Source organism: Citrobacter amalonaticus (genome assembly GCF_018252635.1).
In the GTDB taxonomy this organism is placed as follows: domain Bacteria; phylum Pseudomonadota; class Gammaproteobacteria; order Enterobacterales; family Enterobacteriaceae; genus Citrobacter_A; species Citrobacter_A amalonaticus_E.
Genome location: NZ_JAGTXM010000007.1, coordinates 63,198 through 89,539, shown reverse-complemented (window position 1 = coordinate 89,539; position 26,342 = coordinate 63,198). Strand labels below are relative to the sequence as shown.

Annotated in this window: 24 protein-coding genes; 8 read left to right on the top strand and 16 right to left on the bottom strand. The window is 54.6% G+C overall.

The genetic code is table 11. From position 1 onward, the window contains the following. Nucleotides 1–37 precede the first annotated feature (37 nt). The 11 genes from KE671_RS20910 to cpxP form a co-directional block, all read right to left on the bottom strand. Nucleotides 38–1,510 (bottom strand): DASS family sodium-coupled anion symporter, encoded by a 1,473-nt coding sequence (locus KE671_RS20910; RefSeq protein WP_206164575.1) that lies wholly within the window; start codon nucleotides 1,508–1,510, stop codon nucleotides 38–40. Between the two features lie 110 nt (nucleotides 1,511–1,620). After that, complete coding sequence (locus KE671_RS20905) at nucleotides 1,621–2,925, bottom strand: SLC13 family permease (protein ID WP_206164574.1); 1,305 nt, start codon at nucleotides 2,923–2,925, stop codon at nucleotides 1,621–1,623. 84 nt (nucleotides 2,926–3,009) lie between these two features. Further along, complete coding sequence (locus KE671_RS20900) at nucleotides 3,010–3,732, bottom strand: GntR family transcriptional regulator (protein ID WP_206164573.1); 723 nt, start codon at nucleotides 3,730–3,732, stop codon at nucleotides 3,010–3,012. 61 nt (nucleotides 3,733–3,793) lie between these two features. Continuing rightward, nucleotides 3,794–4,834, bottom strand: coding sequence for an ADP-ribosylglycohydrolase family protein (locus KE671_RS20895; RefSeq protein WP_206164572.1), 1,041 nt, complete (start codon nucleotides 4,832–4,834; stop codon nucleotides 3,794–3,796). Nucleotides 4,835–4,852: 18 nt separating this feature from the next. Beyond that, nucleotides 4,853–5,803, bottom strand: a complete 951-nt coding sequence (locus KE671_RS20890) for an aminoimidazole riboside kinase (protein WP_206164571.1) — start codon at nucleotides 5,801–5,803, stop codon at nucleotides 4,853–4,855. A 10-nt stretch (nucleotides 5,804–5,813) separates the two neighbouring features. After that, nucleotides 5,814–7,148, bottom strand: a complete 1,335-nt coding sequence (locus KE671_RS20885) for an MFS transporter (protein WP_206164570.1) — start codon at nucleotides 7,146–7,148, stop codon at nucleotides 5,814–5,816. A gap of 267 nt (nucleotides 7,149–7,415) precedes the next feature. Beyond that, nucleotides 7,416–8,171 (bottom strand): CDP-diacylglycerol diphosphatase, encoded by a 756-nt coding sequence (locus KE671_RS20880; protein WP_206164569.1) that lies wholly within the window; start codon nucleotides 8,169–8,171, stop codon nucleotides 7,416–7,418. 102 nt (nucleotides 8,172–8,273) lie between these two features. Then, on the bottom strand, nucleotides 8,274–9,263 hold the full coding sequence (sbp, locus tag KE671_RS20875) for a sulfate ABC transporter substrate-binding protein (protein WP_206164568.1): 990 nt from the start codon (nucleotides 9,261–9,263) through the stop codon (nucleotides 8,274–8,276). Between the two features lie 222 nt (nucleotides 9,264–9,485). Beyond that, nucleotides 9,486–10,448 carry a 6-phosphofructokinase gene (pfkA, locus tag KE671_RS20870; RefSeq protein WP_042998908.1) on the bottom strand — a complete coding sequence of 321 codons (963 nt, stop codon included), beginning with the start codon at nucleotides 10,446–10,448 and terminating at the stop codon, nucleotides 9,486–9,488. Between the two features lie 184 nt (nucleotides 10,449–10,632). After that, nucleotides 10,633–11,535 carry a CDF family cation-efflux transporter FieF gene (fieF, locus tag KE671_RS20865; protein ID WP_192479265.1) on the bottom strand — a complete coding sequence of 301 codons (903 nt, stop codon included), beginning with the start codon at nucleotides 11,533–11,535 and terminating at the stop codon, nucleotides 10,633–10,635. Nucleotides 11,536–11,683: 148 nt separating this feature from the next. Beyond that, nucleotides 11,684–12,184, bottom strand: a complete 501-nt coding sequence (gene cpxP / locus KE671_RS20860) for a cell-envelope stress modulator CpxP (RefSeq protein ID WP_206164623.1) — start codon at nucleotides 12,182–12,184, stop codon at nucleotides 11,684–11,686. 150 nt (nucleotides 12,185–12,334) lie between these two features. On the opposite strand from cpxP, the gene cpxR reads away from it, so the two are divergent. Together cpxR and cpxA are read left to right on the top strand one after the other, a co-directional pair. Further along, nucleotides 12,335–13,033 carry an envelope stress response regulator transcription factor CpxR gene (cpxR, locus tag KE671_RS20855; RefSeq protein ID WP_001033731.1) on the top strand — a complete coding sequence of 233 codons (699 nt, stop codon included), beginning with the start codon at nucleotides 12,335–12,337 and terminating at the stop codon, nucleotides 13,031–13,033. Continuing rightward, nucleotides 13,030–14,403 carry an envelope stress sensor histidine kinase CpxA gene (gene cpxA / locus KE671_RS20850; RefSeq protein WP_206164567.1) on the top strand — a complete coding sequence of 458 codons (1,374 nt, stop codon included), beginning with the start codon at nucleotides 13,030–13,032 and terminating at the stop codon, nucleotides 14,401–14,403. Before cpxR ends, cpxA begins: the two co-directional genes overlap by 4 nt. A gap of 99 nt (nucleotides 14,404–14,502) precedes the next feature. Here the strand turns inward: cpxA and yiiM are convergent, their stop codons facing one another. Continuing rightward, nucleotides 14,503–15,174: a 6-hydroxyaminopurine reductase gene (gene yiiM / locus KE671_RS20845; RefSeq protein WP_206164566.1), complete on the bottom strand. Its 672-nt coding sequence runs from the start codon at nucleotides 15,172–15,174 to the stop codon at nucleotides 14,503–14,505. Between the two features lie 153 nt (nucleotides 15,175–15,327). On the opposite strand from yiiM, the gene KE671_RS20840 reads away from it, so the two are divergent. Continuing rightward, a complete protein-coding gene (locus KE671_RS20840) occupies nucleotides 15,328–16,218 on the top strand; it encodes a dihydrodipicolinate synthase family protein (RefSeq protein WP_206164565.1) in 891 nt (296 codons plus the stop codon). A gap of 85 nt (nucleotides 16,219–16,303) precedes the next feature. Here the strand turns inward: KE671_RS20840 and kdgT are convergent, their stop codons facing one another. Then, nucleotides 16,304–17,287, bottom strand: a complete 984-nt coding sequence (gene kdgT / locus KE671_RS20835) for a 2-keto-3-deoxygluconate transporter (RefSeq protein ID WP_206164564.1) — start codon at nucleotides 17,285–17,287, stop codon at nucleotides 16,304–16,306. A gap of 193 nt (nucleotides 17,288–17,480) precedes the next feature. Continuing rightward, nucleotides 17,481–18,101, bottom strand: coding sequence for a superoxide dismutase [Mn] (sodA, locus tag KE671_RS20830; protein ID WP_044257452.1), 621 nt, complete (start codon nucleotides 18,099–18,101; stop codon nucleotides 17,481–17,483). Between the two features lie 286 nt (nucleotides 18,102–18,387). On the opposite strand from sodA, the gene rhaT reads away from it, so the two are divergent. Next, nucleotides 18,388–19,422: an L-rhamnose/proton symporter RhaT gene (rhaT, locus tag KE671_RS20825; protein ID WP_206164563.1), complete on the top strand. Its 1,035-nt coding sequence runs from the start codon at nucleotides 18,388–18,390 to the stop codon at nucleotides 19,420–19,422. Here rhaT and rhaR read toward each other — a convergent pair. Further along, a complete protein-coding gene (rhaR, locus tag KE671_RS20820; protein ID WP_206164562.1) occupies nucleotides 19,419–20,267 on the bottom strand; it encodes an HTH-type transcriptional activator RhaR in 849 nt (282 codons plus the stop codon). The two genes, rhaT and rhaR, sit on opposite strands and share 4 nt — an antisense overlap. A 154-nt stretch (nucleotides 20,268–20,421) precedes the next feature. Further along, nucleotides 20,422–21,258 (bottom strand): HTH-type transcriptional activator RhaS, encoded by an 837-nt coding sequence (gene rhaS / locus KE671_RS20815; protein WP_206164561.1) that lies wholly within the window; start codon nucleotides 21,256–21,258, stop codon nucleotides 20,422–20,424. A 300-nt stretch (nucleotides 21,259–21,558) separates the two neighbouring features. Here rhaS (KE671_RS20815) and rhaB point away from each other — a divergent pair, with 300 nt between their 5' ends. The 4 genes from rhaB (at nucleotide 21,559) to rhaS (KE671_RS20795) (ending at nucleotide 26,307) form a co-directional block, all read left to right on the top strand. After that, entirely contained in the window at nucleotides 21,559–23,028 is a 1,470-nt protein-coding gene (gene rhaB, locus KE671_RS20810; protein ID WP_206164560.1) for a rhamnulokinase, read from the top strand. Next, entirely contained in the window at nucleotides 23,025–24,284 is a 1,260-nt protein-coding gene (gene rhaA, locus KE671_RS20805) for an L-rhamnose isomerase (RefSeq protein WP_206164559.1), read from the top strand. The genes rhaB and rhaA overlap by 4 nt, the downstream gene beginning before the upstream one ends. Nucleotides 24,285–24,394: 110 nt before the next feature. Next, a complete protein-coding gene (rhaD, locus tag KE671_RS20800) occupies nucleotides 24,395–25,222 on the top strand; it encodes a rhamnulose-1-phosphate aldolase (RefSeq protein WP_206164558.1) in 828 nt (275 codons plus the stop codon). 98 nt (nucleotides 25,223–25,320) lie between these two features. After that, complete coding sequence (rhaS, locus tag KE671_RS20795) at nucleotides 25,321–26,307, top strand: rhamnose ABC transporter substrate-binding protein (RefSeq protein WP_206164557.1); 987 nt, start codon at nucleotides 25,321–25,323, stop codon at nucleotides 26,305–26,307. Nucleotides 26,308–26,342 lie beyond the last annotated feature (35 nt).

Here is a 26,342-nt window from a genome sequence, read left to right as displayed (position 1 = left end):
GTACAGCCGGGGGAACGCTCCCCCGGTTATCTCCGCATTACCAGTATCCCAGCCAGTGCCACCAGAAAGCCCCGGTCACCGCCCAGATAGTCAGATTCACCACACTCATCACCAGCCCCGTTTTCCACCACTCTGCCAACGTCGCGTAGCCAGAGCCAAAAATAATCGGCGCAGTACCTGTGCCATAGTGGGTGAGCGACATCATCAGCGAGGAAGAGAAACCGAGCATCAGTCCCAGCAGAGCCGGCGGCGCGCCCAGACCTAGCCCCGCGATGAAGAAGGCGGAGAACATGGCTGTGATATGCGCCGTGGTACTGGCGAAAAAGTAGTGTGAATAGACGTAAAGCAGGATCAACAGCAGCGTCGCAACGCTCCAGTGGACGCCAAGGTGATCGATTGCCGTACCAACGCTGGACGCGAGCCAACCAACCAGCCCCAGTTTGCTGAGGAAATCCGCCATCATCACCAGTGCGGCAAACCAGACGATGGTATCCCACGCGCCGCGGCACTTAAGGATGTCCTCCCAGTGTAATACCCCCGTCACCAACAGAATCGATAAACCGATCAGCGCCGCGCTGGTGGGGTTAACGGTCCAGCCGCTGCCCATGATCATCGCCGGAACGCCGGCCCACAAACAAAGCAGCAGAATGAACACCGCCAGCGTGATTTTTTCCGCTAGCGACAGCGGGCCGAGAAGATCCAGCTTTTGCCGGGCGAACTGCGGCGCATCGGGCGTGCGGGTAATGGCGGGCGGATAGAGCCACCAGATAACGATGGGCATCACCAGCAGTGAGACTACCGCCGGCAGAAGCGCCGCTATAGCCCACATCCCCCATGTCATGTTCAGAACCCCATCCGTCCCCTCATTCAAAAAGGTGACAATGAGAGGGTTAGGCGCCGTTGCGGTGATGAACATCGCCGAACTGATCGGGTTAATGTTGTAATTCACCAGCGCCAGGTAACGACCCGTTGAGCCATTTTCACTATTACCCGGCTGCGACCCAAGGCTGTCGGCAATGGCGCGCATCACCGGGTGAATGATGCCGCCACCGCGTGCTGTGTTACTTGGTGTGACGGGGGCAATCAGCGTTTCTGCGAGGGTTAATGCCCACGCGATACCTAAGGTTCGCTTACCAAACAACGCAATAAATCCGTAGCCGATACGCGCCCCAAGTCCTGTTTTCAGCAAGCTTTGTGACAGCATGATCGATAAACCGATCAACCAGATCAATTGATTGGAAAAGCCACTCAGCGCATCGTTAAGCGCCGCAGCTGGCTTGCCGGGATTCGTCACGCCGGTCATCGCCACCAGCATGATCGCCACAACGGCAATCGCCCCGATAGGCATCGCTTTACCGATAATGGCGGCGATCGTGCCGATAAACAGCGCCAGCAGATGCCACGCCTGAGGCGTCACGTCCGCTGGGCAAGGGATAATAAACCAGATAGTCAGTGTGATAACGATCGAAATAATGGCTGGCCAACAGCGAATGGGGGTCAAGCTTTCCATGGATCAATCCTTGAGTATCCTGCGCATAAGTATGCGTTTTGATATTAACCGCCATTCGTGCGGGTAAATCTCACCGCCCTCTCACAAAATCAAATTATCAGTCAATTACCCTACAATTTTCCTAATAGATTAAACCACACATAGTCCAGCGGCAGCAGGACCAGATACGTCGCTACCGCCAGTACCAGGCACAGCAACATCCCGGCCCGGGCCGGTACTTTCCCAAGCGCCATCGCCACCACAATAGGCGACGCCTGATACGGCAGCAGCGGCGTTGAATAGCCCAGCACCTGAATCATAATTACCGACAGCAGCGGAAATTGCGTTGCCTCCGAAAAGCTCTGCGCCAGGGTGGTATACAGCGCCGGCACGCCGTTGGCGGTCATGATGAAGTTAAGCGCGGTGGTGATGCCGGTCAGGGCGAGAAAACTGGTAAAGGGTTTATCCGGATCCAGCGGCATCACGTGCAGCAGCGCCTCACCGACCGCATCGCCAATACCGGTTTGCGTCACGACGCTTGCCAGCCCAAGAATACCGGCAACATAAATACAGGTACGGATGTTAACTCCCGTGGAAAACTCCTCTCCGTTGATAAACCCCACGCGCGGCAACAGGGTGATGACCGCGGCCGCCAGTCCGGTCCACGCCGGGCCAATGCCATGCCAGCTTTCACTGACCCACATCACCAGTACCACTGCCAGCATCCAGGCCAGCCGTTTTTCGTCGCGGCTCATCGGCTCCGGTGGCGTAAATTCCCGCGGTACATGGGGTTTTCCGGGAAACAGCCAGCAGATCAGCGCAATCAACAACCCGCCTTTCAGCCAACCTAATACCGGCGTATGCAGAAGCAGGTAAGGCAGATAGTTCAGGTGGATACCGTACGACCCTTCCGCCGCCCCGCTCATCACAAGGTTCGGCACGTTAGCGGGCAGAATGGTGGCGGAAAGCTGAAAAGTGCCAAAACCCACGGCAAGCGCCAGACCATACCACGCACGGGTGCCATCGAGTATCCCGGCGCGTTTCGCCATCGCTGCAACGACAGGCATCAGCAGCGCGATACGTCCCATATTGGAGGGCATCACAAACGCCAGCGCATAGCTCAACAGCACCACGCTTGAAACCATCAGCGGCCAGGACTCAGTCAGCCGTGATGACAGCGCTCTTGCCGCCCTGTCCGCCAGTCCGGTTTTGCGGATCGCCACACCCAGTACAAAGCCGCTGAATACCAGCCAGAACGCCGAGGAGGCAAAGCCGCCAAAGATGACATCCGGTGGGGCAATTTTCGCCACCATCGCCACGGTGAAAAACAGCAGCGCAGTGATAAATTCCGGCAAGAGCGAGGCGGCCCAGAGCAGGATGGTGACAATCACCACCAGCGAAGGCAGAAACAGAGGGTGTGAAAACCAGAGCGACATGCCTGTCTCCTGTTGTTTTTTTAACAAGAATACGGGGGCATATCCCTTCTGTAAACGCGCATCTTCCCCTAAAAAAGCAGAGGGTTAGTGATAATGGATTTCGCCGAAGTAATCAGACAGCACATAGTAGCGGCAATACTCAAAGGGATGCTCTTCTCCCGCCATAAACGTCTGACGCGCCACGGAAAGAAGCGGTTTGTTCTCAGCAATCTGCAACTTCTCGCAGAGATCGGCGCTGGGCAGAATGGCATCGACTTTTTCGATCGCAGAATCGCTTTTCACATTCAACAGATGATAAAGCGAGGTATGGGCCAGTTCATCAGCCGTCAGCGTGAGCCCCGGGAAAAAGGAGAGATCGAGATAAATTTTCTCGTGGTTAAACGGACGATTATTCAGGTATCGCACCCGAGAAATATAGAGATAGTGATGATGAGCCGGCAGGCTTAAACCATCTTCCTGCGCGTCACGCGCCCGACGTGTGGCAATCTCCAGAATGCGGTTTTCAACCGCCACGCTGGCATCACGCAGATCGCTGGTGATCCCGCGAAAGGTATGGCCATAGCTGACGCCTTCCGGCACCGCGCTCACCACAGAACCACTTCCGCGCTGAGAGGTGATCACACCGGCGTTAATCAACTCACTCCACGCCTGCTTCACGACGATCAGCGACACATTATAGGTTTGCGCAATCGCTTTTTGCGTTGGCAACTGACTCCCCAGCGGCAGGGTGCCGTTCTGGATCTGCTGGCAGATGATATAAAACAACTGCTTATACAGCGGAGTGAAACTCGTTTTATCAACCTGCAAGCCATTTACCTCAAAGTCTGCCAGTCGGGGACGGGTGTCGCCGCCCCCGTAGGGCAGCGCACTACCCTTTAATCTGTCTGGCGAGTTCAGCCAAATCGAAATGATTCATACGATTAACGGTAGTTAAATAGTCGGCAGGAAAAGCATCAGCACCGTGCCAGGCGCCGGAGAGTGCCCCAACCATGGTGGCGACGGTATCGGTGTCATTGCCGATATTAACGGCGGAAATAATAGCATCAACGGCAGAATCCGGACAACACGCGAACAGACCAAACGCCGCCGGCACCGCCTCGCTGACGTGCAGTCCGGACCCGATGATATCGGCAATCTCGACAATCGCCGTCTCCCAGTGGGCGTGCCGCTTGCCGATCGCCACCGCCAGTTCAATACGACGTGCCACCGACGGCCCGGCAACCATCATAGCACCCTGTTCTGCCGCCAGCGCGTAGCCCCGATCGGCGCCGTAAATCCCGGCTGCAATGATGCTTTCCGCACTCGCCACGGACTGTAGCGCCTCGCTGGTTGCCGCCGCCATCGCCGCGGCACCTGACATCGCCAGTACGTTGTTGTGAGTAAAGCGGCAGATATCCAGCGCAGTCTGAATCGCTTTTTCTATATCGCCAGGATGCAATACGGCAGCAGGCCAAATCTTCATTGCCGCGCCGTTGGTGGCTTCCGCATTACCTTTATTAATGATTTGCACCGACTGTTTTTCGCCTTCCAGTTCACCCTGAAGCGAGGCGCGGTTATCGTTAAAGATGGCTTTCATCGCGGCCCGGGTGGTTGGTCCGGTAAAATTGGCGTAGAACGGATAGGCCAGCCAGCGCTGGAAGGCTTCACGCATTGCTTCATCGCTAACCTGACGATGATGCTGTAGCAGGGCGTCCATGATGTACTTCGCCTGAATAAAGTCATCGGTACACATTCCGGCTTCGTTACAGCGACCAAACGTATCGGCGGGCGGTTTCTCAAACCCGGTCACCCAGCCACCGAAGTAGTCGCGAATCTGTTGCTGAGTACGCACTTCGGTCGCCGCGCCCATCGCGTCCGCCGCAGCGGCACCAATCAGGCAGCCCAGTATTTTGTTAATTTCAACGTGCATGAATGACTCCTTAACGGTTTAGCATAATTTTTCCAGCGGATGGCTGGCGCGAAAAGCCGCAAGCTGTTCAGGGTAAGGCAGCGCGGTCATCGCCCCTTTTGCCGTGACCACCATCGCGCCGCAGGCATTGGCTGTATCGATCGCCTGTGCAAGCAGGCGACTGTCCCAGAAAGCGGCTTGTGAAAGGGTGTAAAGCAGTCCGCCGACAAAGGCATCGCCCGCGCCGGTGGTATCCACCACGGAAATTTTCGCGGCCGGGAACGCGCATTCGCCCTCTGGCGTCACTAGGTACGCTCCTGCATCGCCTAGTGAGATAACGCTGGTTTCACAACCGAAATCACGCATCAGATAGCGTGCGTCCTGCCAGCGTTCGACCTTGCCCATCCAACAGAGCTCATCAGCAGAAACCTTGCAGATGGAGGCCAGCGCTATAGATTGCGCGAGTAAGGGCGCGATTTCATCGGCATTCCGCCACATACTGACGCGCAGGTTGACGTCGAACATGACGTGCCCGCCCGCCGCCTTCATGCGTCTGGCCCCTTCCAGACACGCCTCGCGCGCCGGACTGTCGGTCAGGCCAATCGAGCTGAAGTAAAACCACTCGTTGGCGCTAAAGGTCGGTAAATCCCGTACCGAAACAAAAGTGTCCGCACCGGGATGCACCAGATAGGTAAAACTACGTTCGCCTTCTGGCGTCAGATTGACGATCAGCACCGCGCTGGTTTGCTGCGGGTCGAGGCGCAGTGATCCTACGCCAACTCCGTTTTCCGCCAGCGTCTGGCGAAGGAAACGTCCGGCATCATCCTCTCCGAGACAGCCGATAAACTCACAGTCGCCACCCAGTCGCGCGATACAGACGGCGACGTTAGCCGATGCACCGCCCGGGCATTTCAGGTAGGTGTCCACGCCTTCCGGCACCAGATCCACGGACGCATCGCCAATCACCCAGACTTTGTTGAGATGACTCATCTGCTCCTCCTCACGCCTGCCGTTGCGCCAGTTCACTCTGGATATCGCGGTAATAATCGTTGTTGATCAGATACTTTTTCATCACCACGCCAACCACCAGATGGAAGATAGCGGGGATGAGCGTCATCATCAGCGCAATGCCGGTTAGCGAGCTCGCGCTCTGCTGGACATCCGCCTGGTAGCCGAAATGGCTCAGCAGGAAGCCGAGGACACCGCCGGCAATCCCCATCCCGAATTTCTGAAAGAACAGAATGCCGCCGAAAGCCAGTCCCGACACGCGCAGCCCGGTTTTCTTCTCGCCGTAATCAACCGCCTCCGCGATCGAAGACCAGAACACCGGCATTTGCATATCGCAGAAGAAGTTGATGAGGAAGTAAAAGACAAAGGCGAGGATCAGGTTCTGCTGCCCGACGCAGAGATACATGCCGATACTCAGCGCGAAGGTCAACAGTTGGGTGTAGCGGAACATTTTTATTTTGTCCCAGAACTTCGTTACCCACGTGGTCGCAATCATCGCCAGAATAGATGCCACGACGCCAACGGTCAGGAACGGTGAAATCAGGCTGTCACCGCCGTTGAGATAATATTTGGCGTAATAGGCGGCGACCGAGCCGCGGATCACGTAGCCGCACATCAGCAACATAATCACCACGCCCAGAATCAGCCATTGATCGTTGCGCAACAGATTCGTGAACTGCTGTTTGACTGACAGTGACGGCAGTTCAGGTTCGCTGCGTTCGCGGGTGGTCATAAAGCAGAAGATAAACAGCACGGCCCCCATCGCCCCCATCAGGCCCATAGAGAGCTGATAACCCAGCGCTTTATTGCCCTGTCCCAGCCAGACCGCCAGCACAGGAACCACAATCGTCACCAGAAACGCGGCGATCTTGGTCATCACAAAACGATACCCGTTGGCGCTCAGACGCTCACCCGGATCGTCCGTGATAACGCCAATCAGCGAGATATAAGGAATGGTGATCGCCGTATAAACCAGCGTCATCAGGATGTAAGTGAAGTAAGCCCATGCCAGCTTCGCCGTATACGCCATATCCGGCGTGATGAACATGAGATAAACGGCAAAACCGAATGGAATGGCAAACCATAACAACCACGGGCGATAGCGTCCCCAGCGGGTCGACACTTTGTCAGTCAGCATTCCCATTGCCGGATCGATAATGGCATCGATCATCCGTACAACCACCAGCAGCACACCCACATCCGTTGCACGTAAACCGTAAATATCCGTGTAGAAATATGCCAGTAGTAACTGCATGGCAATAATCACTACGTTGATCGCCATATCCCCGGCGCCGAAACCTATTTTTTCCACGATAGACAATTTCATATCGGTATTCCTTTTGCGCCGTTGGGCACAAGAATGTCGAAAAAAGGATGACGTAACTACGTGAAATAAAAGCTTTTATGATTAACGCATGATTCGGAAAGCCAGGATCAGGCGTTATGTGGGAGTGTAATGGAACCACAAAAGATATAAAGGTATACCTTTATATCTTTTGATCAAATTCACATTATTTTAACCAACGATACATCATCGCCGGTCGGAAGTGAGAGGTTGTACAGAAAAACGCCGACAGAACATCGGCGTGTCGACTCAGGGCTGAGTCAGGAGCTTACAGTCGTGATCCTGTATTTCTTCCGCCGACGCCCGGTTAAACGTAAGCCAGTTGCGCTGCGTCGCCAACAGAACAAAAGCGTCATCACTTTGACGTGCCAGCGCCAGTGCATAGCTGCCCATCCGCTCCCGCGCCTCCGGCACCTCTTCGGCCAGCATCATAAACGGGCTGCGTTGCGCCAGTTCGCTTTCCGTCACGCGACGGGCGAGATATTCATGACCACGCAGTCCGCCTGGCAGTGGTAACCAGCGGGTGCTGATTTTGACCTGGTTAGCATCCAGTAGTGCTCTGACATCAGGACGAAGACAGGAAATATGAATGTGGAAATGGTTTTGCGTCCGTCCACTGCGTGAATTGATGGCCAGTGAAACGACGCTGTCAGGAATCTCTTCGCCATACTTCTGGCGCATGAAATCGCGCGCCTGCCAGGCCAGCCAGAAGAAATTCGGCGTGTGTTGTTCCACCAGCATTGGGCTCTCGGTGCCGTTAATGCGCCAGGTCGGCATCAGCAGGTATTGCAGCGGACCATTGCGGTCTTTAAAGACCACATAGCCGGCATCGGGTTTCACTTCGGCGCACGGTGCCGGGTTTTGATGCTGTAACTGGTTGGGCAGGCATTGCTCAAGGACAATCTTACGCAACGCATCCGGATTTCCAGCCAGTTTCCAGTAGCCAACACCTGCCGCTACAGCAATAACGACCACGGCCAGTAGTCCATAGCCAGTTTTTTTCATAACGCGTTCCCTGTATCTCAACGGCCTGCAAGAGTAACGCAAAATGATGACAAATAAAAAAGCCCGGCGGCAAATGCACCGGGCCTGTTCTGCAATCCGCGCTTAACGCTTGCTGATCTGATCGAACGTTCCGCCGTTAGAGAAATGTTCTTTCTGCGCCTTCGTCCAGCCACCGAATTCCTCATCAATGGTGAAGAGTTTCAGCTTCGGAAACGCATTTTCGTATTTCTTCGCCACTTCTGCATCGCGCGGACGGTAGTAGTTTTTCGCCGCAATCTCCTGACCTTCCGGTGAGTAGAGATACTTCAGATAGGCTTCCGCCACGGCCTGGGTGCCTTTCTTCTCGGTCACTTTATCCACGACGGAGACCGTCGGTTCAGCCAGAATGGATTCGCTCGGCGTCACGATTTCGAATTTATCTTTGCCCAGCTCATTGGTCGCCAGCAACGCTTCGTTCTCCCAGGCGATCAGCACGTCGCCGATGCCGCGTTCCACAAAGGTATTGGTCGAACCGCGTGCGCCAGAATCCAGCACTTCGACGTTCTTAAACAGCGCCTTCACAAAATCCTGCGCTTTCGCCTGGTCGTTGTTGTTGTGGTGCAGCGCATAGCCCCACGCCGCCAGATAATTCCAGCGTGCGCCGCCGGAGCTTTTCGGGTTTGGCGTGATCACAGAAATGCCAGGTTTAACCAGATCGTTCCAGTCATGAATTTGTTTCGGGTTGCCTTTGCGAACCAGGAACACAATGGTGGATGTGTAAGGCGCAGAGTTGTCAGGCAAGCGTTTTATCCAGTTTTTATCAATACGACCACGCTCCGCAATTGCATCCACGTCATAGGCCAGCGCCAGCGTCACCACATCCGCTTCAATCCCGTTGATAACGGAAGTCGCCTGTTTGCCAGAACCGCCGTGTGACTGACGAATCACTACATTATCGCCCGTCTCTTGCTTCCAGTGTGCACTAAACGCTTTGTTGTACTGCTCATACAGCTCACGCGTTGGATCGTAAGACACGTTCAGTAATTGAATATCCTTTGCAAGAACGCCGCTGGATGCCAGCAGCAAGGTTAACCCCACGCCCCATTTGTTCATCGCCCAACTCTCTTATGTTGTGTTGTGATGAACAAAGCGTGCCAGAAAGGCGTTCAAACATTAAAGAATAAAAAAAGATTGGCTATAACTACGGGGAATATAAATGGAAGTAAAAAAGGCGGGAATCACTCCGCCTTTATGCCTGATGGCGCTACGCTTATCAGGCCTACATACTGCACTTGTAGGCCGGATAAGGCGCAAGCCACCATCCGGCAATTGCGATCAGTACAGTTTCTTCGCGCAATCCAGCCAGTCACCTTTGAACGGACGCTTCATGTTTTCGATAGCATCGATGATGTCATGGTGAACCAGTTTTTCGTTCTGAATACCGACGCAACGACCACCGTGACCTTCCAGCAGCAGTTCAATGGCGTAAGAACCCATACGGGAAGCCAGAATACGGTCATAAGGCACCGGAGAACCGCCGCGCTGAATGTGACCCAGTACGGTTGAGCGGGTTTCACGGCCCGTCTCTTTCTCGATGTAATGCGCCAGTTCGTCAACGTCACACATGTGCTCAGTGATCGCCACGATAGCGTGTTTCTTACCCTTCGCGATGCCTGCTTTGATTTCAGCAACCAGATCGTCACGGCTGAATTCCACTTCCGGAACCACAACGAACTCACAGCCACCGGCAATCGCTGCCGCCAGCGTCAGGTCGCCACAGTAACGGCCCATCACTTCAACGATAGAGATACGCTGGTGAGAAGACGAGGTGTCGCGCAGACGGTCAATCGCTTCAACCACGGTGCCCAGCGCCGTGAAGTAACCGATGGTGTAGTCAGTGCCTTTGATATCGTTATCGATAGTACCTGGCAGACCGATGCACGGGAAACCCATTTCAGTCAGACGTTTTGCACCCATGTAAGAACCGTCACCGCCGATGACCACCAGCGCGTCGATACCACGTTTTTTCAGGTTTTCGATAGCCACGGCGCGGACGTTTTCATCACGGAACTCCGGAAAACGAGCGGAACCCAGGAAGGTACCACCGCGGTTAATCATGTCGGACACGCTATAACGGTCAAGCTGCACCATACGGTCTTCGTACAGACCCAGGTAGCCATCATAAATCCCCATGACTTCCAGTCCTTCCGTCAGTGCTGCGCGCACCACACCACGGATTGCTGCGTTCATGCCCGGCGCATCACCGCCGCTTGTCAACACACCGATTTTCTTAATCATGACTACCTCTGAACTTTGGAATGCAAAATGAAGTCTGTTGCCGGAAGTCGATCCTGCATAGCGAGACGATCCAACGAATATGCAAATAGTATAACAATCACTTCCTGCTGAATTGATTCAGGTCAGGCCAAATGGCGGTAATTTATACACAAAATGCGGGCCTGGCTCTCTTTTTTACGCTCACTTACGAAAGCTCAAACCTTTTGCCTTCCCTGGGGACGACGGAACACGGGTCCTGATGGATAATGACATCGGATCCCGGAAAACGCCGTAAAATCGCCTGCTCTACCTGTTCAGCCACAACATGTGCCTGAACGAGCGGCAGATTATCTTCCATTTCCAAATGAATCTGAATAAAGCGGGTCGGCCCTGACTGCCGCGTACGGAGATCGTGAGCACCACTGACGCCCGGCCATGATGTCACGATGTCAAAAATTTCCTGACGTTCTTCATCGGGTAATGCGCGATCCAGTAACGACTGCACAGCATCATAGCCCATGCGTAATGCACTATATAAAATATAGATGCCAATCCCTAATGCAAACAATGCGTCCGCACGATGCCAGCCATACCAGGCCAGACCGAGCGCCACGAGAATCGCACCGTTCATCATAACATCAGACTGATAATGAAGCATATCTGCCCGTACCGCCTGGCTTTGCGTCCGCTTCACCACCCAACGCTGAAACGAGACCAGCACCACTGTACATATCAGGGCAATAATGGTCACAACAACCCCCACGCCGGGATCGTTCATCGGCGTAGGTGAAATCAGATGCTGAATGCCGGTTAAAAACAAAAACAGCGCCGAACCGGAAATGAACATGCTTTGCGCCAGCGCGGCCAAGGATTCCGCCTTGCCGTGACCAAAGGTATGTTCATCATCCGCTGGCTGCAGCGAATAGCGCACCACTAACAGGTTAGTGAGCGACGCGGCGATATCCACCAGCGAGTCGACCAGTGCCGCCAGAATACTCACCGATCCGGTATACCACCACGCAAAAATTTTGATCAAAAGTAACAGCGACGCCATCACTGTCGCGGCAATGGCCGCCCGACTGACTAACCGCCCATAGGATTGATTCATAAACACTCCTGCCATCTTTTGCCGGTAGTATAACGGATGGCGTAAGACAGTCAGTGATTATGACGATGACAATTTACAGGCAAAAAAAACCCCCACATCATGTGGGGGAAGACAGGGATGGTGTCTATGGCAAGGAAAACAGGGTTTACTACTGGGAACGTGAGTTGCTACTACTCAATAACTTCAACGAAGAACTTTTTTGCCATTGCGTCACGTCGCGCAACTGCTCCATTCTTTGTTGGTGCTTCTCGTTTAAAACCGCTTGCTGCTCCGGTGTTAACAGGCGATACATCTGATTACGGACTCTGGCCATCTCAACCTGTCTGGTAACCTGCGCCTGCGCCATCTTTTCTGCCTGAGCGCGTACAGCGGTTTCATCAAAATTTTCTGCGGTAATAAGACGATGCATCGTCTCCATTTCGCTAACATTAACAGGCGCCTGTTCATGTCTGGCCTGTTGCATCAGATCTCGCATCTGTTGACGCTGATGTTCGGTTAAACTTATGCCGTCAAACATATGGCTTTGTACAGTGCGCGGCGCAGAGGGTTCACCCGGGTGCCAGTTATCGCCTGTAACGACTTCAGCAGCATGGCTAACCGTACTGAGTGCCAGCGTTGAGGCCATGACGGCAGCGGTAACTTTGCGCATCATTTGCTCCCAAAATCTTTTCTGTCGCGATTCAACGAGAGACAGTTTACGATTCGGGCTGCAAACATGCGTCAGGGGGTGTAAAACAACGTAAAGTCATGGATTAGCGACGCCTGATGACGTAATTTCTGCCTCGGAGGTACTTAAACAATGAATAAAATCCTGTTAGTTGATGATGACCGAGAGCTGACTTCCCTGTTAAAGGAGCTGCTCGAAATGGAAGGCTTCAATGTGCTGGTTGCCCACGATGGGGAGCAGGCTCTTGAGCTTCTGGACGACAGCATTGATTTACTTTTGCTTGATGTGATGATGCCGAAGAAAAACGGCATTGATACACTCAAAGCGCTTCGCCAGACACACCAGACCCCCGTTATTATGCTGACCGCCCGCGGCAGCGAACTGGATCGCGTACTTGGCCTTGAGCTGGGCGCGGATGACTATTTACCCAAACCGTTTAACGATCGTGAACTGGTCGCGCGTATCCGCGCCATTCTGCGCCGTTCGCACTGGAGCGAGCAGCAGCAGAGTAGCGATAACGGCTCGCCGACGCTGGAAGTGGATGCCCTAAGCCTCAATCCGGGCCGCCAGGAAGCCAGCTTTGATGGCCAGACGCTGGAGTTAACCGGTACCGAATTCACCCTGCTCTATCTGCTGGCACAGCATCTCGGTCAGGTGGTATCGCGTGAACATTTGAGCCAGGAAGTGTTGGGCAAACGTCTGACGCCGTTCGACCGCGCCATCGACATGCATATCTCCAACCTGCGGCGCAAACTGCCGGAGCGGAAAGATGGGCATCCCTGGTTTAAAACCCTGCGTGGCCGCGGCTATCTGATGGTTTCCGCTTCATGATAGGGAGCTTAACCGCGCGCATCTTTGCCATCTTCTGGTTGACGCTGGCACTGGTGTTGATGTTGGTACTGATGTTACCCAAGCTCGACTCACGCCAGATGACCGAGCTACTGGAAAGCGAACAGCGCCAGGGGTTGATGATTGAGCAACACGTAGAAGCTGAACTCGCGAACGATCCACCTAATGATTTGATGTGGTGGCGTCGCCTGTTCCGTGCGATTGATAAGTGGGCTCCACCGGGACAGCGGTTATTGCTTGTCACTACCGAAGGACGCGTGATCGGCGCAGAACGTAGCGAAATGCAGATCATTCGTAACTTTATTGGTCAGGCGGATAACGCCGATCATCCGCAGAAGAAAAAGTACGGTCGCGTCGAAATGGTTGGGCCCTTCTCCGTCAGAGACGGGGAAGATAACTATCAGCTTTACCTGATTCGACCAGCCAGCAGTTCCCAATCCGATTTTATCAACCTGTTGTTTGACCGCCCGCTGTTGTTGTTGATTGTTACGATGCTAGTCAGTTCCCCGCTGTTGTTATGGCTGGCGTGGAGCCTGGCAAAACCGGCGCGTAAGTTGAAAAACGCGGCGGATGAGGTGGCTCAGGGTAACCTGCGACAGCATCCGGAACTGGAAGCCGGCCCGCAGGAATTTCTTGCCGCAGGCGCCAGTTTCAACCAGATGGTGACCGCGCTGGAACGGATGATGACCACGCAACAGCGTCTGTTGTCTGACATCTCACACGAACTGAGAACCCCGCTCACCCGTCTGCAACTGGGGACCGCGCTGTTGCGTCGCCGCAGCGGCGAGAGCAAGGAGCTGGAACGTATTGAGACCGAAGCACAGCGTCTGGACAGCATGATCAACGATCTGCTGGTAATGTCGCGCAATCAGCAGAAAAACGCGCTGGTCAGCGAAACGATGAAGGCCAATCATCTGTGGGGTGAGGTGCTGGATAACGCCGCCTTTGAAGCCGAACAGATGGGCAAATCGCTAACGGTGAATTTCCCGCCGGGACCGTGGCCGCTTTACGGAAACCCTAACGCGTTGGAAAGTGCGCTGGAAAACATCGTCCGTAACGCCCTGCGCTATTCGCACACGAAGATTGAAGTCGGCTTCGCGGTGGATAAGGACGGCATTACGATCACGGTAGATGATGATGGTCCTGGCGTCAGCCCGGAAGACCGTGAGCAGATTTTCCGCCCGTTCTATCGTACCGACGAAGCGCGCGATCGCGAATCCGGCGGTACCGGTCTGGGTCTGGCGATTGTGGAAACCGCCATTCAGCAACATCGCGGCTGGGTGAAAGCCGAAGACAGCCCGCTGGGCGGCTTACGGCTGGTGATTTGGTTGCCGCTGTATAAGCGCTCTTAATTAAATGCCGTTGCGCCGGATGGCGCTTACGCTTATCCGGCCTACATGGATAAATTGCAGTGCGTAGGCCTGATAAGCGCAGCGCCATCAGGCATTATATTATCCCCACAATCTCCGCGAATTATCCTCGATCTTGCCGCTTAACCGACGCTTTTGCATCGTTCGCGTCCAGCTCTTCGACAGCCCCGCCGCTGACAGCAAACGATGGTACTGTTCATCATCAAACGGCATATGCCAGGCGATGGCGGCAGCCTCCTGCACGCTGACGTCGCTAACGCGCGAGACCCGTTCCAGTGGCGCATCGGCTGACACCATGCCTGGCGCGACGACACTGCACAGCCAGCCCGTTTTGCCACAATTTTGCATCAGGCTTGCCATGTCGCTGATACCAAAGTGGAAATTGAGCTTGAAGCACGGTGAACGCGGCTGGGTGACCTGAATCAGCGCCTCACCCCAACGAAAAATATCGCCGATATAGACATTTTGTTCCGTCAGGCCATCGGTTGAGAGGTTCTCGCCAAAAGCCGGTGCCACGAACTGATCCGCCTGTTCCGGGAACTCGCGCGCCCAGTACAGATAATGCTCGCGTGGATAGTGGCACAGCGCACGATCGGGCCCGCCGTGAATTTTCGTTTCTGCCTGTTCATCACCTTCCAGACCCAGTTCCGTCAGCATCAGCTCGCCATCGACCTGAATTTTGCCAATCGCACTGGGGCGGCTTCCCGCGTAGTCCTGAATCTTGCCGCTGAACACGTCTACTGGATATCGCATCTGGTCCCTCTCCCCGCTAAATTTGCCTTATTTAACCACAATTATTTTATCTCAACCGCGCAAAATGAGAGCACGGTTCACGCGACGCTCAGATATCCATGCTATCAATGGAATGGATTTTGAAACGCCATTTCATAATAAGGAGTCAACAACGTGACAGGTCAAACGCAGTTTGCTGGCGTCTGGTGCCCCTCCATTACGCCAATGGATCAGGATGGTAATATCGATCTCAACGGTCTGAGCCAACACCTTCAACGCCTGACTGACGCAAAAATCGACGTGATTTTGCTGATGGGCAGTATCGGGGAGTTCGCTTCCTTCACCCTCGACGAACGCCTGCTGTTGATTCGCGAGGCACGCGCCATGAGCCCGCTGAAGATGGTGGCTAACGTCTCCTCCACCTGCATCCACGATGTCTTGCAGATGGCGCAGGAAGCGTATCGCACGGGCTACGATGCAGTGATGGTTCTGCCTCCCTATTACTACGGTCAAACGCCGAAGCAACTGCTGAGCTACTTCCGCCAGTTGGGACAAAAGCTTAGTGGTAAATGGTTCGCCTACAACTTCCCGCCGCGCACCGGCAGCGATTTAACGCCGGATCTGGTCGCCCAGCTTGCCAGCGAGTTCCCTAACTTTGCCGGGATCAAAGATACTGTTGACTGTCAGTCACATACCCGCAGAATGATCGAGGCAACTCAGGCCGTGCGTGACGACTTTGCCGTCCTCTCTGGCTATGACGAGTACTTCATTCCCAACCTGCTGGCTGGCGGTGCGGGGATTATCTCCGGACTCAACAATGTCATGCCGGAACTGTTTGTCAGTGCGCGTGAAGCGTTCAGGGCCGGTGACCTGGCGGCCCTTCGCGTCATTCAGCAGAAAATTGGCGTGTACATGTCAATTTATGCCATCGGTGAAGATTTCGTCACCACCATCAAGACGGTGGTATCGCGGAAGTTTGGCTATTGCACGGGGGTTTCACGCAATGCGGGCGGCGAGTTGAATGAACACGACTGCCGGACGATTGATGAGGTGTTTGGTCGTTAAAAGACAAGGCCTGGTGAGATTCACCAGGCCTTTTTACACGGCAAAAACAGGCCGGATAAGCGCAGTGCCATCCGGCATTATTGGGTTATTTCACTGCATGCTGGATGTCGACTGTCGCCGCTTTTGCTTTGACCTTCTTCGACCAGATGGAGGTGATAATCGGCACCAGGATTGACGTCACTATTACCGAGGTGGCGACCAGAGAAGTTGCAGTCGGTGCCATCGGTTTAAACGCGGGCACCATTTCAGCAATCAGTACCGGTGTCGCCACTGCGGCGCCTGCTGAGCTGGAAGCGGCAATCCCTGCCGTACCGTCGCCACCGCCAATCAGTTTATCGGCAACAATCAGCGGAATACCGGTCACGATAATCACCGCCACACCCAGCAGAATGCCCAGCAAACCGGTCTGTGCAATGACGCTCAGGTCGATAGTGTTACCCAACGCAAAGGCGAAGAAGGGGATCAGCGTCTGAACGGCTTTACTGAAGAATTCGCGCAGTTCCGGGTCCAGGTTACCCAGCGCAAAGCCCACCAGGAAAGGCAGCACCGCGCCGACAAACACATGCGGTTCAAACGATGCTATCCCGGCCGTACCGAGGATGATCATCGTCATCAGCGGGCCAGATTCCAGCGACATCAGAACAAATGCTCCCGCTTCTTCTTTGGTGCCGTACTGTTGCATAATTGACGCGTACAGCCCGCCGTTGGTCATGTCCATTGCCGCAACCAGCGCCAGTGTCGACAGCCCGGCAAAGAATCCAGCCTCCACGCCATGTTCAGGGATAATCCGCGAGGCGATCGCCGCGACCACCCACGCCACGGCAATTTTGGTCACTACCAGCGTCCCGGACTTACGCAGGACGGTACCCGTCGCGCTCAGCTTGATGGAGGCCCCCATGCAGAAGAACCACACGGCCAGGATAGGTACCGTACCGGTGATCATCCCGTTGGTGAATGAGCCAAAATATTTTCCCGCGTCAGGAGAGAACGTGTGGCACAACGCGCCCAGAAACAGAGGGACGAGCATCATGCCGCCAGGGATTTTTTCTATCGTGCGTTTAATCTGCATTTCCATCACCTTTCGATGTAAAGATGTGTCAACGATAGACATTCAGCACAATAATAAAAGTGATCCTCACCACACAACAAAACAATGTTTCAATTTTTACGGATCGCTGTTTTTGATTCGATTTTGATCACAAAAAAACCCCACCGGCTACGCCGACGGGGTCATACAAACGCGATGTCTTGTTAAATAAGACTTATTTTTTTGCAGCGAAACGCGCAGCCGCTTCGTCCCAGTTCACCACGTTCCAGAACTCTTTGATGTAGTCCGGACGACGGTTCTGGAATTTCAGGTAGTAAGCGTGTTCCCAGACATCCAGGCCCACAATCGGGAAGCCAGACGCGCCAGAAATCGCTTCACCCATCAGCGGGGAATCCTGGTTTGCGGTAGAAACGACCGCCAGTTTGTCACCTTTCAGCACCAGCCAGGCCCAGCCGGAACCGAAACGGGTTGCAGCGGCTTTTTCAAACTCCGCTTTGAAGTTATCAACAGAGCCGAAATCACGTTCGATAGCCGCTTTCAGATCGCCCTGCAGGGTGGTGCCCTTTTTCAGGCCTTTCCAGAACAGGCTGTGGTTAGCATGGCCGCCCGCGTTGTTACGCAGAACCGTTTTCTTGTCGGCCGGTACCTGATCCAGTTTAGCGATCAGCTCTTCAGCAGACAGGTTAGCGAATTCAGGCAGACTTTCCAGCGCCGCGTTGGCGTTGTTTACATAGGTCTGGTGGTGTTTGGTATGGTGGATTTCCATCGTCTGCTTATCGAAGTGCGGTTCCAGCGCATCATAAGCGTACGGCAGGGATGGCAGTGTATAACTCATAATCATCTCCATTATTGTCGAGCGGCCGGGTGTTAACGCCGCGTAAGCAGTTGGTTCATTATAGTTAATTAAATGATATTGAAAATGATTATCAATGCCGTACTTTTACTAAGGTTATTGCATTCGCGTCTATTGCTGAATATGTGAGCCATATCACCCACTTAACCGGGTCTTTGCCAGAAAGGGAAAATCGCGGCAATCGGCAAAAGGTTATACACATGCGCAATTTTTAAACTCATGACGTCGGAAGGGTAGAAACGACGATAAAAACAATGAGGATGATGTGATGAGTAACGCGATTACGATGGGTATTTTTTGGCATTTGATAGGTGCGGCCAGTGCAGCCTGTTTCTATGCCCCATTCAAACAAGTAAAACAGTGGTCATGGGAAACCATGTGGTCGGTCGGTGGGATTGTCTCCTGGCTGATCCTTCCCTGGACCATCAGCGCTATACTGCTGCCCGACTTCTGGGCCTATTACAGTTCGTTCAGCCTCTCCACTCTGCTACCGGTATTCCTGTTCGGCGCAATGTGGGGCATCGGCAATATCAACTACGGCCTGACCATGCGCTACCTCGGCATGTCGATGGGGATTGGCATTGCCATTGGCATCACGCTGATTGTCGGTACGCTAATGACCCCCATCATCAATGGCAACTTTGATGTGCTGATTAACACCGAAGGCGGGCGTATGACGCTGCTGGGAGTGCTGGTTGCACTGATTGGCGTCGGGATCGTCACCCGCGCGGGCCAGCTCAAAGAACGCAAAATGGGCATCAAAGCTGAAGAGTTCAACCTGAAAAAAGGGCTGCTTCTGGCGGTAATGTGCGGCATTTTCTCCGCAGGCATGTCGTTTGCGATGAACGCCGCGAAGCCGATGCATGAAGCCGCCGCGGCGCTGGGTGTAGACCCGCTGTATGTCGCGCTGCCAAGCTACGTCGTGATCATGGGCGGCGGCGCGCTGGTCAACCTGGGTTTTTGTTTTATTCGTCTGGCAAGAGTGAAGAACCTGTCGGTAAAAGCCGACTTCTCGCTGGCAAAATCGCTGATCATTACCAACGTGCTGCTGTCCGCGCTGGGTGGACTGATGTGGTATTTGCAGTTCTTTTTCTACGCCTGGGGCCACGCGCGCATTCCGGCGCAATATGACTACATCAGTTGGATGCTGCACATGAGTTTCTACGTATTGTGCGGCGGCATTGTCGGTCTGGTGCTGAAAGAGTGGAACAACGCCGGGCGTCGTCCTGTCGGCGTACTGAGTCTGGGATGTGTGGTGATCATTATCGCCGCCAACATTGTCGGTCTGGGCATGGCAAGCTAATCACTTGAGTTACTGAGATGACGCCATTGACTGGGCGTCATCCCGGTTTCCCGCGTAAACACCACCGAAAAGTAATTACTGTCTTCAAAGCCACACTTCATCGAAATCTCACCGATCATCAAACGACTGTGCTGAAGCAAATATTGCGCATGGCAGACGCGGACCTGGCGCTGATATTGGTTTATCGTCATCCCGGTCTGGCTACGAAACTGCTGGCGCAGCACACGTTCACTGCACGCTTCCTGGCAGCAAAAGGCATCCAGCGCAAACGGACGTTCCAGACTGGCGGCCAGCGCGGTAATCAGTTTATCCAACAGCGTTTCGCTGGAAGTCGCCGGCAGCGTATCGGTCGCATAGCGATGGCGCTTCAGCGTCATCACCAACTGACCAAAAAGCAGTTCCGCCATGTCGTTGGCGATTGGGTCGAGCTGGTTACTTTCATGCTCAAGCTGGCTTATCACCTGGCGGGCTTGCGTCATACCGACACTGCCCAGCCGCCAGTGCGGCTGTCTCGGCGTACCGTTAAAACCCGGGATCGCGCTCTCCCAGCCCAGATTCAACTTTAGCCGCTCCGGGCAATAGATGATGTTCTGTAACACGAGGTCGTTAACGGAGGTGTAGGAGTGCTTATCTTCGGCGCGAATATAAAACAGATCGCCACGGGTGATGCGATAGGGGCGATCGTTGAGCACATGCAGACCATTGCCGCGCCAGACGATCACCAGCTCACAAAAATCATGCGTATGTTCGGCGAACACATCCTGCGGATAGCGATCGGCGACCGCGACGGCCTGTCCGGCATTCGCAAAGAAGTCGTCTTTTAGAAGAATCAGTTGATTCGCCACCTGAATATTCCTTGCCGGATGGCGGCTTCGCCTTACCCGGCCTACAAATTACGTAAACACGTAGGCCGGATAAGACGCCACCGCGTCGCCATCCGGCATCACAGACCGATGATTATTAACATTCTGGCAGCGAAAAACGTTGATAGCATTCGCGTTACTGAAGTAACGCATCCCGTCCCTGGCGGATATCGCGAGGCGACCAGTCAAATTCACGGCGAAACAGGGTCGAAAAGTGGTTACTGTCGCCAAAACCGCAGCGATAAGCGATTTCCGTGACGCTTTCATCGCTATGGCGTAACAGATGGCGGGCCTTGATTAAACGCAGACGATTGAGATAGCGCTGCGGCGTCAACCCGGTCTGTTGTTTCAACTGGCGGTGCAATGTACGCAGGGACAGCGAGAACCGATCGGCCAGCACCTCCCAGCAGACTTCCTCTGCAAAATGATCTTCCAGCCAGGCCATCAGATGATTCAGGCGCGCATCGTTATTTTCCGCCCCTTCCATCAGGCTACTTTTGCGTAACAGCACCAGCAACTGCATGAACAGAATTTCACGATTGGCCACGCAGGGGAGATCGCTCTCATCGCCGGCCTGTTCCATTTTAGCCACCAGCTGGCGCACCTGTTGTAGCGCGCTCTGATTCACCCGCCAGTGGGAGGGATACACGCCGTCCTGCTCCTGCGGCAGCAACTGATCCAACCCGGCCAGAAAGCGGAACGCATCGGGCGAGCGGTAGAGCACATTGGTCAGACAAAGGTTGTCCGTATGCTCATACAGATGTCGGTCATGGTCGCGGACAAAGCAGACCGTACCGCCGCTGATGGTATAGGGCTGTCCATTGAATACATGAATACCGGTGCCATGCTCCACAATCACAATTTCATGAAAATCATGATGATGTTCTGGAAAAGCGGACTGAGGTAGCCGGGGCTCAATGGCCACAGGCGCTTTACCTGATGGAAAAAAATCCACGCAGTGCAGTACGGTCATAATGGCATCCAGGTCAAATGAACATGTCAGAAATAGTAATTAAGGGTTAGCCACCTCACCTTAAATTTTTGACATAAAACCGTGCAAACAGGGTCATTTTTTCAAGAAAAGACGGGAAAGATCCGGAAATGCGGACGGCGTCACATCAGGGGAAATCGCGCTTATTACCGGAAACTGTGAACGTTATCACGTTCACCTTTGCTTTCTTGCCAGCGGCCTATTCTGCCTGTCAGTAACAAGAAGGTGAGCCATGACGAGGTTTTCTAGACTGGGCTTAATGAAACTCAGAAGGACCTCACTATGACTTTTCGCCATTGTGTCGCTGTCGATCTTGGCGCCTCCAGCGGACGTGTAATGCTGGCGCGCTATGACAGTGAACATCGCACCCTGACGCTGCGTGAAATCCATCGCTTCGTCAACTGCCTGCAAAAGCAGGACGGTTTCGACACCTGGGATCTCGACAGCCTCGAAGACGCCATCCGCCTGGGGCTGGAAAAAGTCTGCGATGAAGGCATCCGCATTGACAGTATCGGTATTGATACCTGGGGCGTGGACTATGTCCTGATCGATAAACACGGCCAGCGCGTCGGGCTGCCGGTTTCCTACCGTGACAGCCGCACGGCGGGCGTGATGCAACGCGCGCAGGAACAGCTCGGTAAATGCGCTATTTACCAACGCAGCGGGATCCAGTTTCTGCCGTTCAACACGCTCTACCAGTTACGTGCGCTGGTAGAACAGCAGCCGGAGCTGGTTGAGCAGGTCGCGCATGCCCTGTTAATCCCCGACTACTTCAGCTTTCGTCTGACCGGCGAATTGAACTGGGAATATACCAACGCCACCACCACTCAACTGGTGAATATCAACAGCGACGACTGGGATGAAACGCTGCTGGCGTGGACGGGAGCGGACAACGCCTGGTTTGGTCACCCGACGCATCCGGGCAACGTGATTGGTTACTGGATTTGCCCGCAGAAGAATCAGATCCCCGTCGTGGCCGTCGCCAGCCACGACACCGCCAGCGCGGTGATCGCCTCGCCGCTGGCCGATAAACACAGCGCGTATCTCTCATCAGGCACCTGGTCGTTAATGGGTTTTGAAAGCAGAACGCCTTACACCAACGACGCCGCGCTGGCTGCGAACATCACCAATGAAGGCGGCGCGGAAGGACGTTATCGGGTACTGAAAAATATCATGGGTCTGTGGCTGCTACAGCGTGTGTTGAAAGAGCGTCAGGTGGACGACCTGTCCGCGCTGATTGCCGCAACGCAAGCATTGCCCGCCTGCCGCTATCTGATCAATCCGAATGACGATCGCTTTATCAATCCCGCCAACATGAGCGCTGAAATTCAGGCCGCCTGTCGCGAATCCGGGCTGCCGGTACCTGATAGCGACGCGGAACTGGCGCGCTGTATTTTCGACAGCCTTGCACTGCTGTACGCCGATGTTCTGCAGGAACTGGCGACACTGCGTGGCGAATCCTTCAGCCAACTGCACATTGTCGGCGGTGGTTGCCAGAACGCCCTGCTGAACCAACTGTGCGCCGATGCCTGCGGTATTCGCGTCATGGCTGGGCCTGTTGAAGCCTCTACGCTCGGCAACATCGGAATCCAGCTGATGACGCTGGATGAACTCAACAACGTCGATGACTTCCGCCAGGTGGTCACCGCCAACTACAACCTGACCACGTTTACCCCCAATCCTGACAGTGAGATTGCCCGCTATGTGACGCAATTTCATTCAAAACGACAGACAAAGGAGCTTTGCGCATGACCACTCAACTGGAACAAGCCTGGGAACTGGCGAAACAACGCTTCGCCGCAGTAGGTATTGATGTCGAGGAGGCACTGCGCCAGCTCGATCGTCTGCCGGTCTCAATGCACTGCTGGCAGGGCGATGATGTAGCCGGTTTCGAAAACCCGGAAGGATCGCTCACCGGCGGTATTCAGGCCACCGGTAACTACCCGGGTAAAGCGCGTAATGCCCATGAGCTACGCGCCGATCTGGAACAGGCGCTCAGTCTGATCCCGGGCCCTAAACGCCTGAATCTGCACGCAATCTATCTGGAATCCGATACTCCGGTCGCCCGTGACAACATCAAACCGGAACACTTTAAAAACTGGGTGGAGTGGGCAAAAGCGCATCAACTCGGTCTGGATTTCAACCCGTCCTGCTTCTCGCATCCGCTGAGCGCTGACGGCTTCACGCTGGCACACGCCGACGACACTATCCGCCAGTTCTGGATCGACCACTGCAAGGCCAGCCGCCACGTATCCGCATACTTTGGCGAGCAACTGGGCACGCCGTCGGTGATGAATATCTGGATCCCGGATGGCATGAAAGATGTCACCGTGGACCGCCTGGCCCCGCGTCAGCGTCTGATGGAGGCGCTGGACGAGGTCATCAGTGAAAAACTGAATCCGGCGCACCATATCGACGCCGTCGAAAGCAAACTCTTTGGCATCGGTGCAGAAAGCTACACCGTCGGCTCCAATGAGTTCTATATGGGATATGCCACCAGCCGCCAGACCGCGCTGTGTCTCGATGCGGGCCACTTCCATCCGACAGAAGTGATCTCCGATAAGATCTCCGCTGCCATGCTGTACGTACCGCGTCTGCTGCTGCACGTGAGCCGCCCGGTGCGTTGGGACAGCGACCACGTGGTGCTGCTGGATGATGAAACGCAGGCGATTGCCAGCGAGATCGTACGCCACAACCTGTTCGACCGCGTCCACATCGGTCTCGACTTCTTTGACGCCTCCATCAACCGCATCGCGGCATGGGTCATCGGCACCCGCAACATGAAAAAAGCGCTGTTGCGCGCCCTGCTTGAGCCAACTGACCAGCTACGCCAACTGGAAGCCAGCGGCGATTACACCGCACGTCTGGCGCTGCTGGAAGAGCAGAAATGTCTGCCGTGGCAAGCCGTATGGGAGATGTATTGCCAGCGCCATGACACGCCAGCCGGCAGTCAGTGGCTGGAGAGCGTTCGCGCCTATGAGAAAGAGATTTTGAGCAAACGCGGTTAACACATCATTGCCGGATGGCGCTGCGCTTATCCGGCCGACTGACACACTTAACATTGTAGGTCCGATAAGCGCAGCGCCATCGGGCATTGACTAAGACAGGTACCTCTTTTATGCAAAATATACTCGACGCCTGGTTTGTCCAGGGGATGATTAAAGCCACCTCCGACGCCTGGCTGAAAGGCTGGGACGAGCGCAACGGCGGCAACCTGACGCTGCGTCTCGACGACGCGGATATCGTTCCCTTCAGCGCCGACTTCCATCGTACGCCGCGCTACATTGCGCTGAGTCAGCCAATGCCGCTGCTGGCGAACACGCCGTTTATCGTGACCGGCTCTGGTAAATTCTTCCGTAACGTACAACTCGATCCCGCCGCCAATTTAGGCATTGTGAAAGTGGACAGCGATGGAGCGGGCTACCACATTCTATGGGGGCTGACGAACGAAGCGGTTCCCACCTCTGAGCTACCGGCACACTTCCTGTCGCACTGCGAGCGCATCCAGACCACGCAAGGTAAAGATCGCGTAATCATGCACTGCCACGCCACCAACCTGATCGCCCTGACCTATGTGCTGGAAAACAGCACCGCGCTTTTCACCCGCAAACTGTGGGAAGGCAGTACCGAGTGTCTGGTGGTCTTCCCGGATGGCGTGGGCATTCTGCCGTGGATGGTGCCAGGCACCGACGAGATAGGCCAGGCTACCGCGCAGGAAATGCAGAAACATTCGCTGGTGCTGTGGCCATTCCACGGCGTATTTGGCAGCGGCCCGACGCTGGATGAAACGTTTGGACTGATTGATACCGCCGAGAAGTCCGCCGAAGTGTTAGTCAAAGTGCTGTCGATGGGCGGTATGAAGCAAACCATCAGCCGCGAGGAACTGATCGCGCTGGGTAAACGCTTTGGCGTCACCCCGCTCGCCAGTGCATTAGAACTGTATTGATAACAACATCGCGCCCCGCTCACTGAGACGGGGCGAACTCTGTCACCTGCAAATCCAAACCATTCCCTATGGGAATCAACATCTGTGGAGTAAAAGCAATGAATATAAAGACAAGCTTGATCCTCACCGTTGCCATTCTGGCGTTGTCCGGTTCCGCTTTAGCTGAAGTAAAAATCGCCCTGGTGGCGAAATCGTTAGGTAATGGATTCTTCGAAGCCGCAAACGTCGGCGCCCAGGAAGCCGCCAAAGAGATCGGTGATGTCAACGTGATCTACACCGGTCCCACCACGACCACCGCGGAAGCTCAGATCGAAGTTCTGAATGGGTTGATCGCTCAGGGCGTTGATGCGATCGCCATCTCCGCCAACGATCCCGATGCCGTCGTTCCCGTTTTGAAGAAAGCGATGCAGCGCGGGATCAAAGTGGTTTCATGGGATTCCGGCGTTGCGCCTGCGGGGCGGCAGATCCACCTTAACCCATCAAATAACGCGCTGATCGGCGAAACCAACGTCAAACTCGCTGCCGATGCGCTGAAGGCGCTGAACGTTGAAAAAGGCGATGTGGCGATCCTGAGCGCCACGCCAACGTCGACCAACCAGAATATCTGGATTGCGGAGATGAAAAAGGTGCTTGCGCAGTATCCGTCTGTCAACCTGGTGACCGTGGCCTATGGCGACGATCTCTCAGACAAGAGCTACCGCGAAGCGGTAGGGCTGCTCAAATCTTATCCGGATCTGAAAGTGATCGTCTCCCCGTCTTCCGTCGGCATTGTTGCCGCAGCCCAGGCGGTGAAGGACCAGGGCAAAATTGGCAAAGTGTACGTAACCGGCCTCGGGTTGCCATCTGAAATGGCGGGGGCAGTGAAGTCAGGCGCGTCGAAAAGTTTTGCGATCTGGAACCCTATCGATCTGGGCTATGCGGCAACGTATCTGGCGGACGATCTGGTCAAAGGCACCGCCAGCAAAACCGAAGCCAATATGGGGAGACTGGGCAAAGTGCAACTGGATGCCGATGGCAATGGCGCGATGGCTGAGCCATTCGTCTTTGATGCCAGTAACATTGATAAGTTCTCAAAAATCTTCTGATCCCAGGGTCACGCCGCCGGATAACGTGTTGCTTA

Excerpts from the sequence above, each read along its gene's own strand:
- KE671_RS20910 (WP_206164575.1), bottom strand. The coding sequence starts at position 1,510 with ATGGAAAGCTTGACCCCCATTCGCTGTTGGCCAGCCATTATTTCGATC.
- KE671_RS20905 (WP_206164574.1), bottom strand. The coding sequence starts at position 2,925 with ATGTCGCTCTGGTTTTCACACCCTCTGTTTCTGCCTTCGCTGGTGGTG.
- KE671_RS20895 (WP_206164572.1), bottom strand. The coding sequence starts at position 4,834 with ATGCACGTTGAAATTAACAAAATACTGGGCTGCCTGATTGGTGCCGCT.
- KE671_RS20890 (WP_206164571.1), bottom strand. The coding sequence starts at position 5,803 with ATGAGTCATCTCAACAAAGTCTGGGTGATTGGCGATGCGTCCGTGGAT.
- KE671_RS20885 (WP_206164570.1), bottom strand. The coding sequence starts at position 7,148 with ATGAAATTGTCTATCGTGGAAAAAATAGGTTTCGGCGCCGGGGATATG.
- KE671_RS20880 (WP_206164569.1), bottom strand. The coding sequence starts at position 8,171 with ATGAAAAAAACTGGCTATGGACTACTGGCCGTGGTCGTTATTGCTGTA.
- sbp (WP_206164568.1), bottom strand. The coding sequence starts at position 9,263 with ATGAACAAATGGGGCGTGGGGTTAACCTTGCTGCTGGCATCCAGCGGC.
- pfkA (WP_042998908.1), bottom strand. The coding sequence starts at position 10,448 with ATGATTAAGAAAATCGGTGTGTTGACAAGCGGCGGTGATGCGCCGGGC.
- fieF (WP_192479265.1), bottom strand. The coding sequence starts at position 11,535 with ATGAATCAATCCTATGGGCGGTTAGTCAGTCGGGCGGCCATTGCCGCG.
- cpxP (WP_206164623.1), bottom strand. The coding sequence starts at position 12,184 with ATGCGCAAAGTTACCGCTGCCGTCATGGCCTCAACGCTGGCACTCAGT.
- cpxR (WP_001033731.1), top strand. The coding sequence starts at position 12,335 with ATGAATAAAATCCTGTTAGTTGATGATGACCGAGAGCTGACTTCCCTG.
- cpxA (WP_206164567.1), top strand. The coding sequence starts at position 13,030 with ATGATAGGGAGCTTAACCGCGCGCATCTTTGCCATCTTCTGGTTGACG.
- yiiM (WP_206164566.1), bottom strand. The coding sequence starts at position 15,174 with ATGCGATATCCAGTAGACGTGTTCAGCGGCAAGATTCAGGACTACGCG.
- kdgT (WP_206164564.1), bottom strand. The coding sequence starts at position 17,287 with ATGCAGATTAAACGCACGATAGAAAAAATCCCTGGCGGCATGATGCTC.
- sodA (WP_044257452.1), bottom strand. The coding sequence starts at position 18,101 with ATGAGTTATACACTGCCATCCCTGCCGTACGCTTATGATGCGCTGGAA.
- rhaT (WP_206164563.1), top strand. The coding sequence starts at position 18,388 with ATGAGTAACGCGATTACGATGGGTATTTTTTGGCATTTGATAGGTGCG.
- rhaS (WP_206164561.1), bottom strand. The coding sequence starts at position 21,258 with ATGACCGTACTGCACTGCGTGGATTTTTTTCCATCAGGTAAAGCGCCT.
- rhaB (WP_206164560.1), top strand. The coding sequence starts at position 21,559 with ATGACTTTTCGCCATTGTGTCGCTGTCGATCTTGGCGCCTCCAGCGGA.
- rhaA (WP_206164559.1), top strand. The coding sequence starts at position 23,025 with ATGACCACTCAACTGGAACAAGCCTGGGAACTGGCGAAACAACGCTTC.
- rhaD (WP_206164558.1), top strand. The coding sequence starts at position 24,395 with ATGCAAAATATACTCGACGCCTGGTTTGTCCAGGGGATGATTAAAGCC.
- rhaS (WP_206164557.1), top strand. The coding sequence starts at position 25,321 with ATGAATATAAAGACAAGCTTGATCCTCACCGTTGCCATTCTGGCGTTG.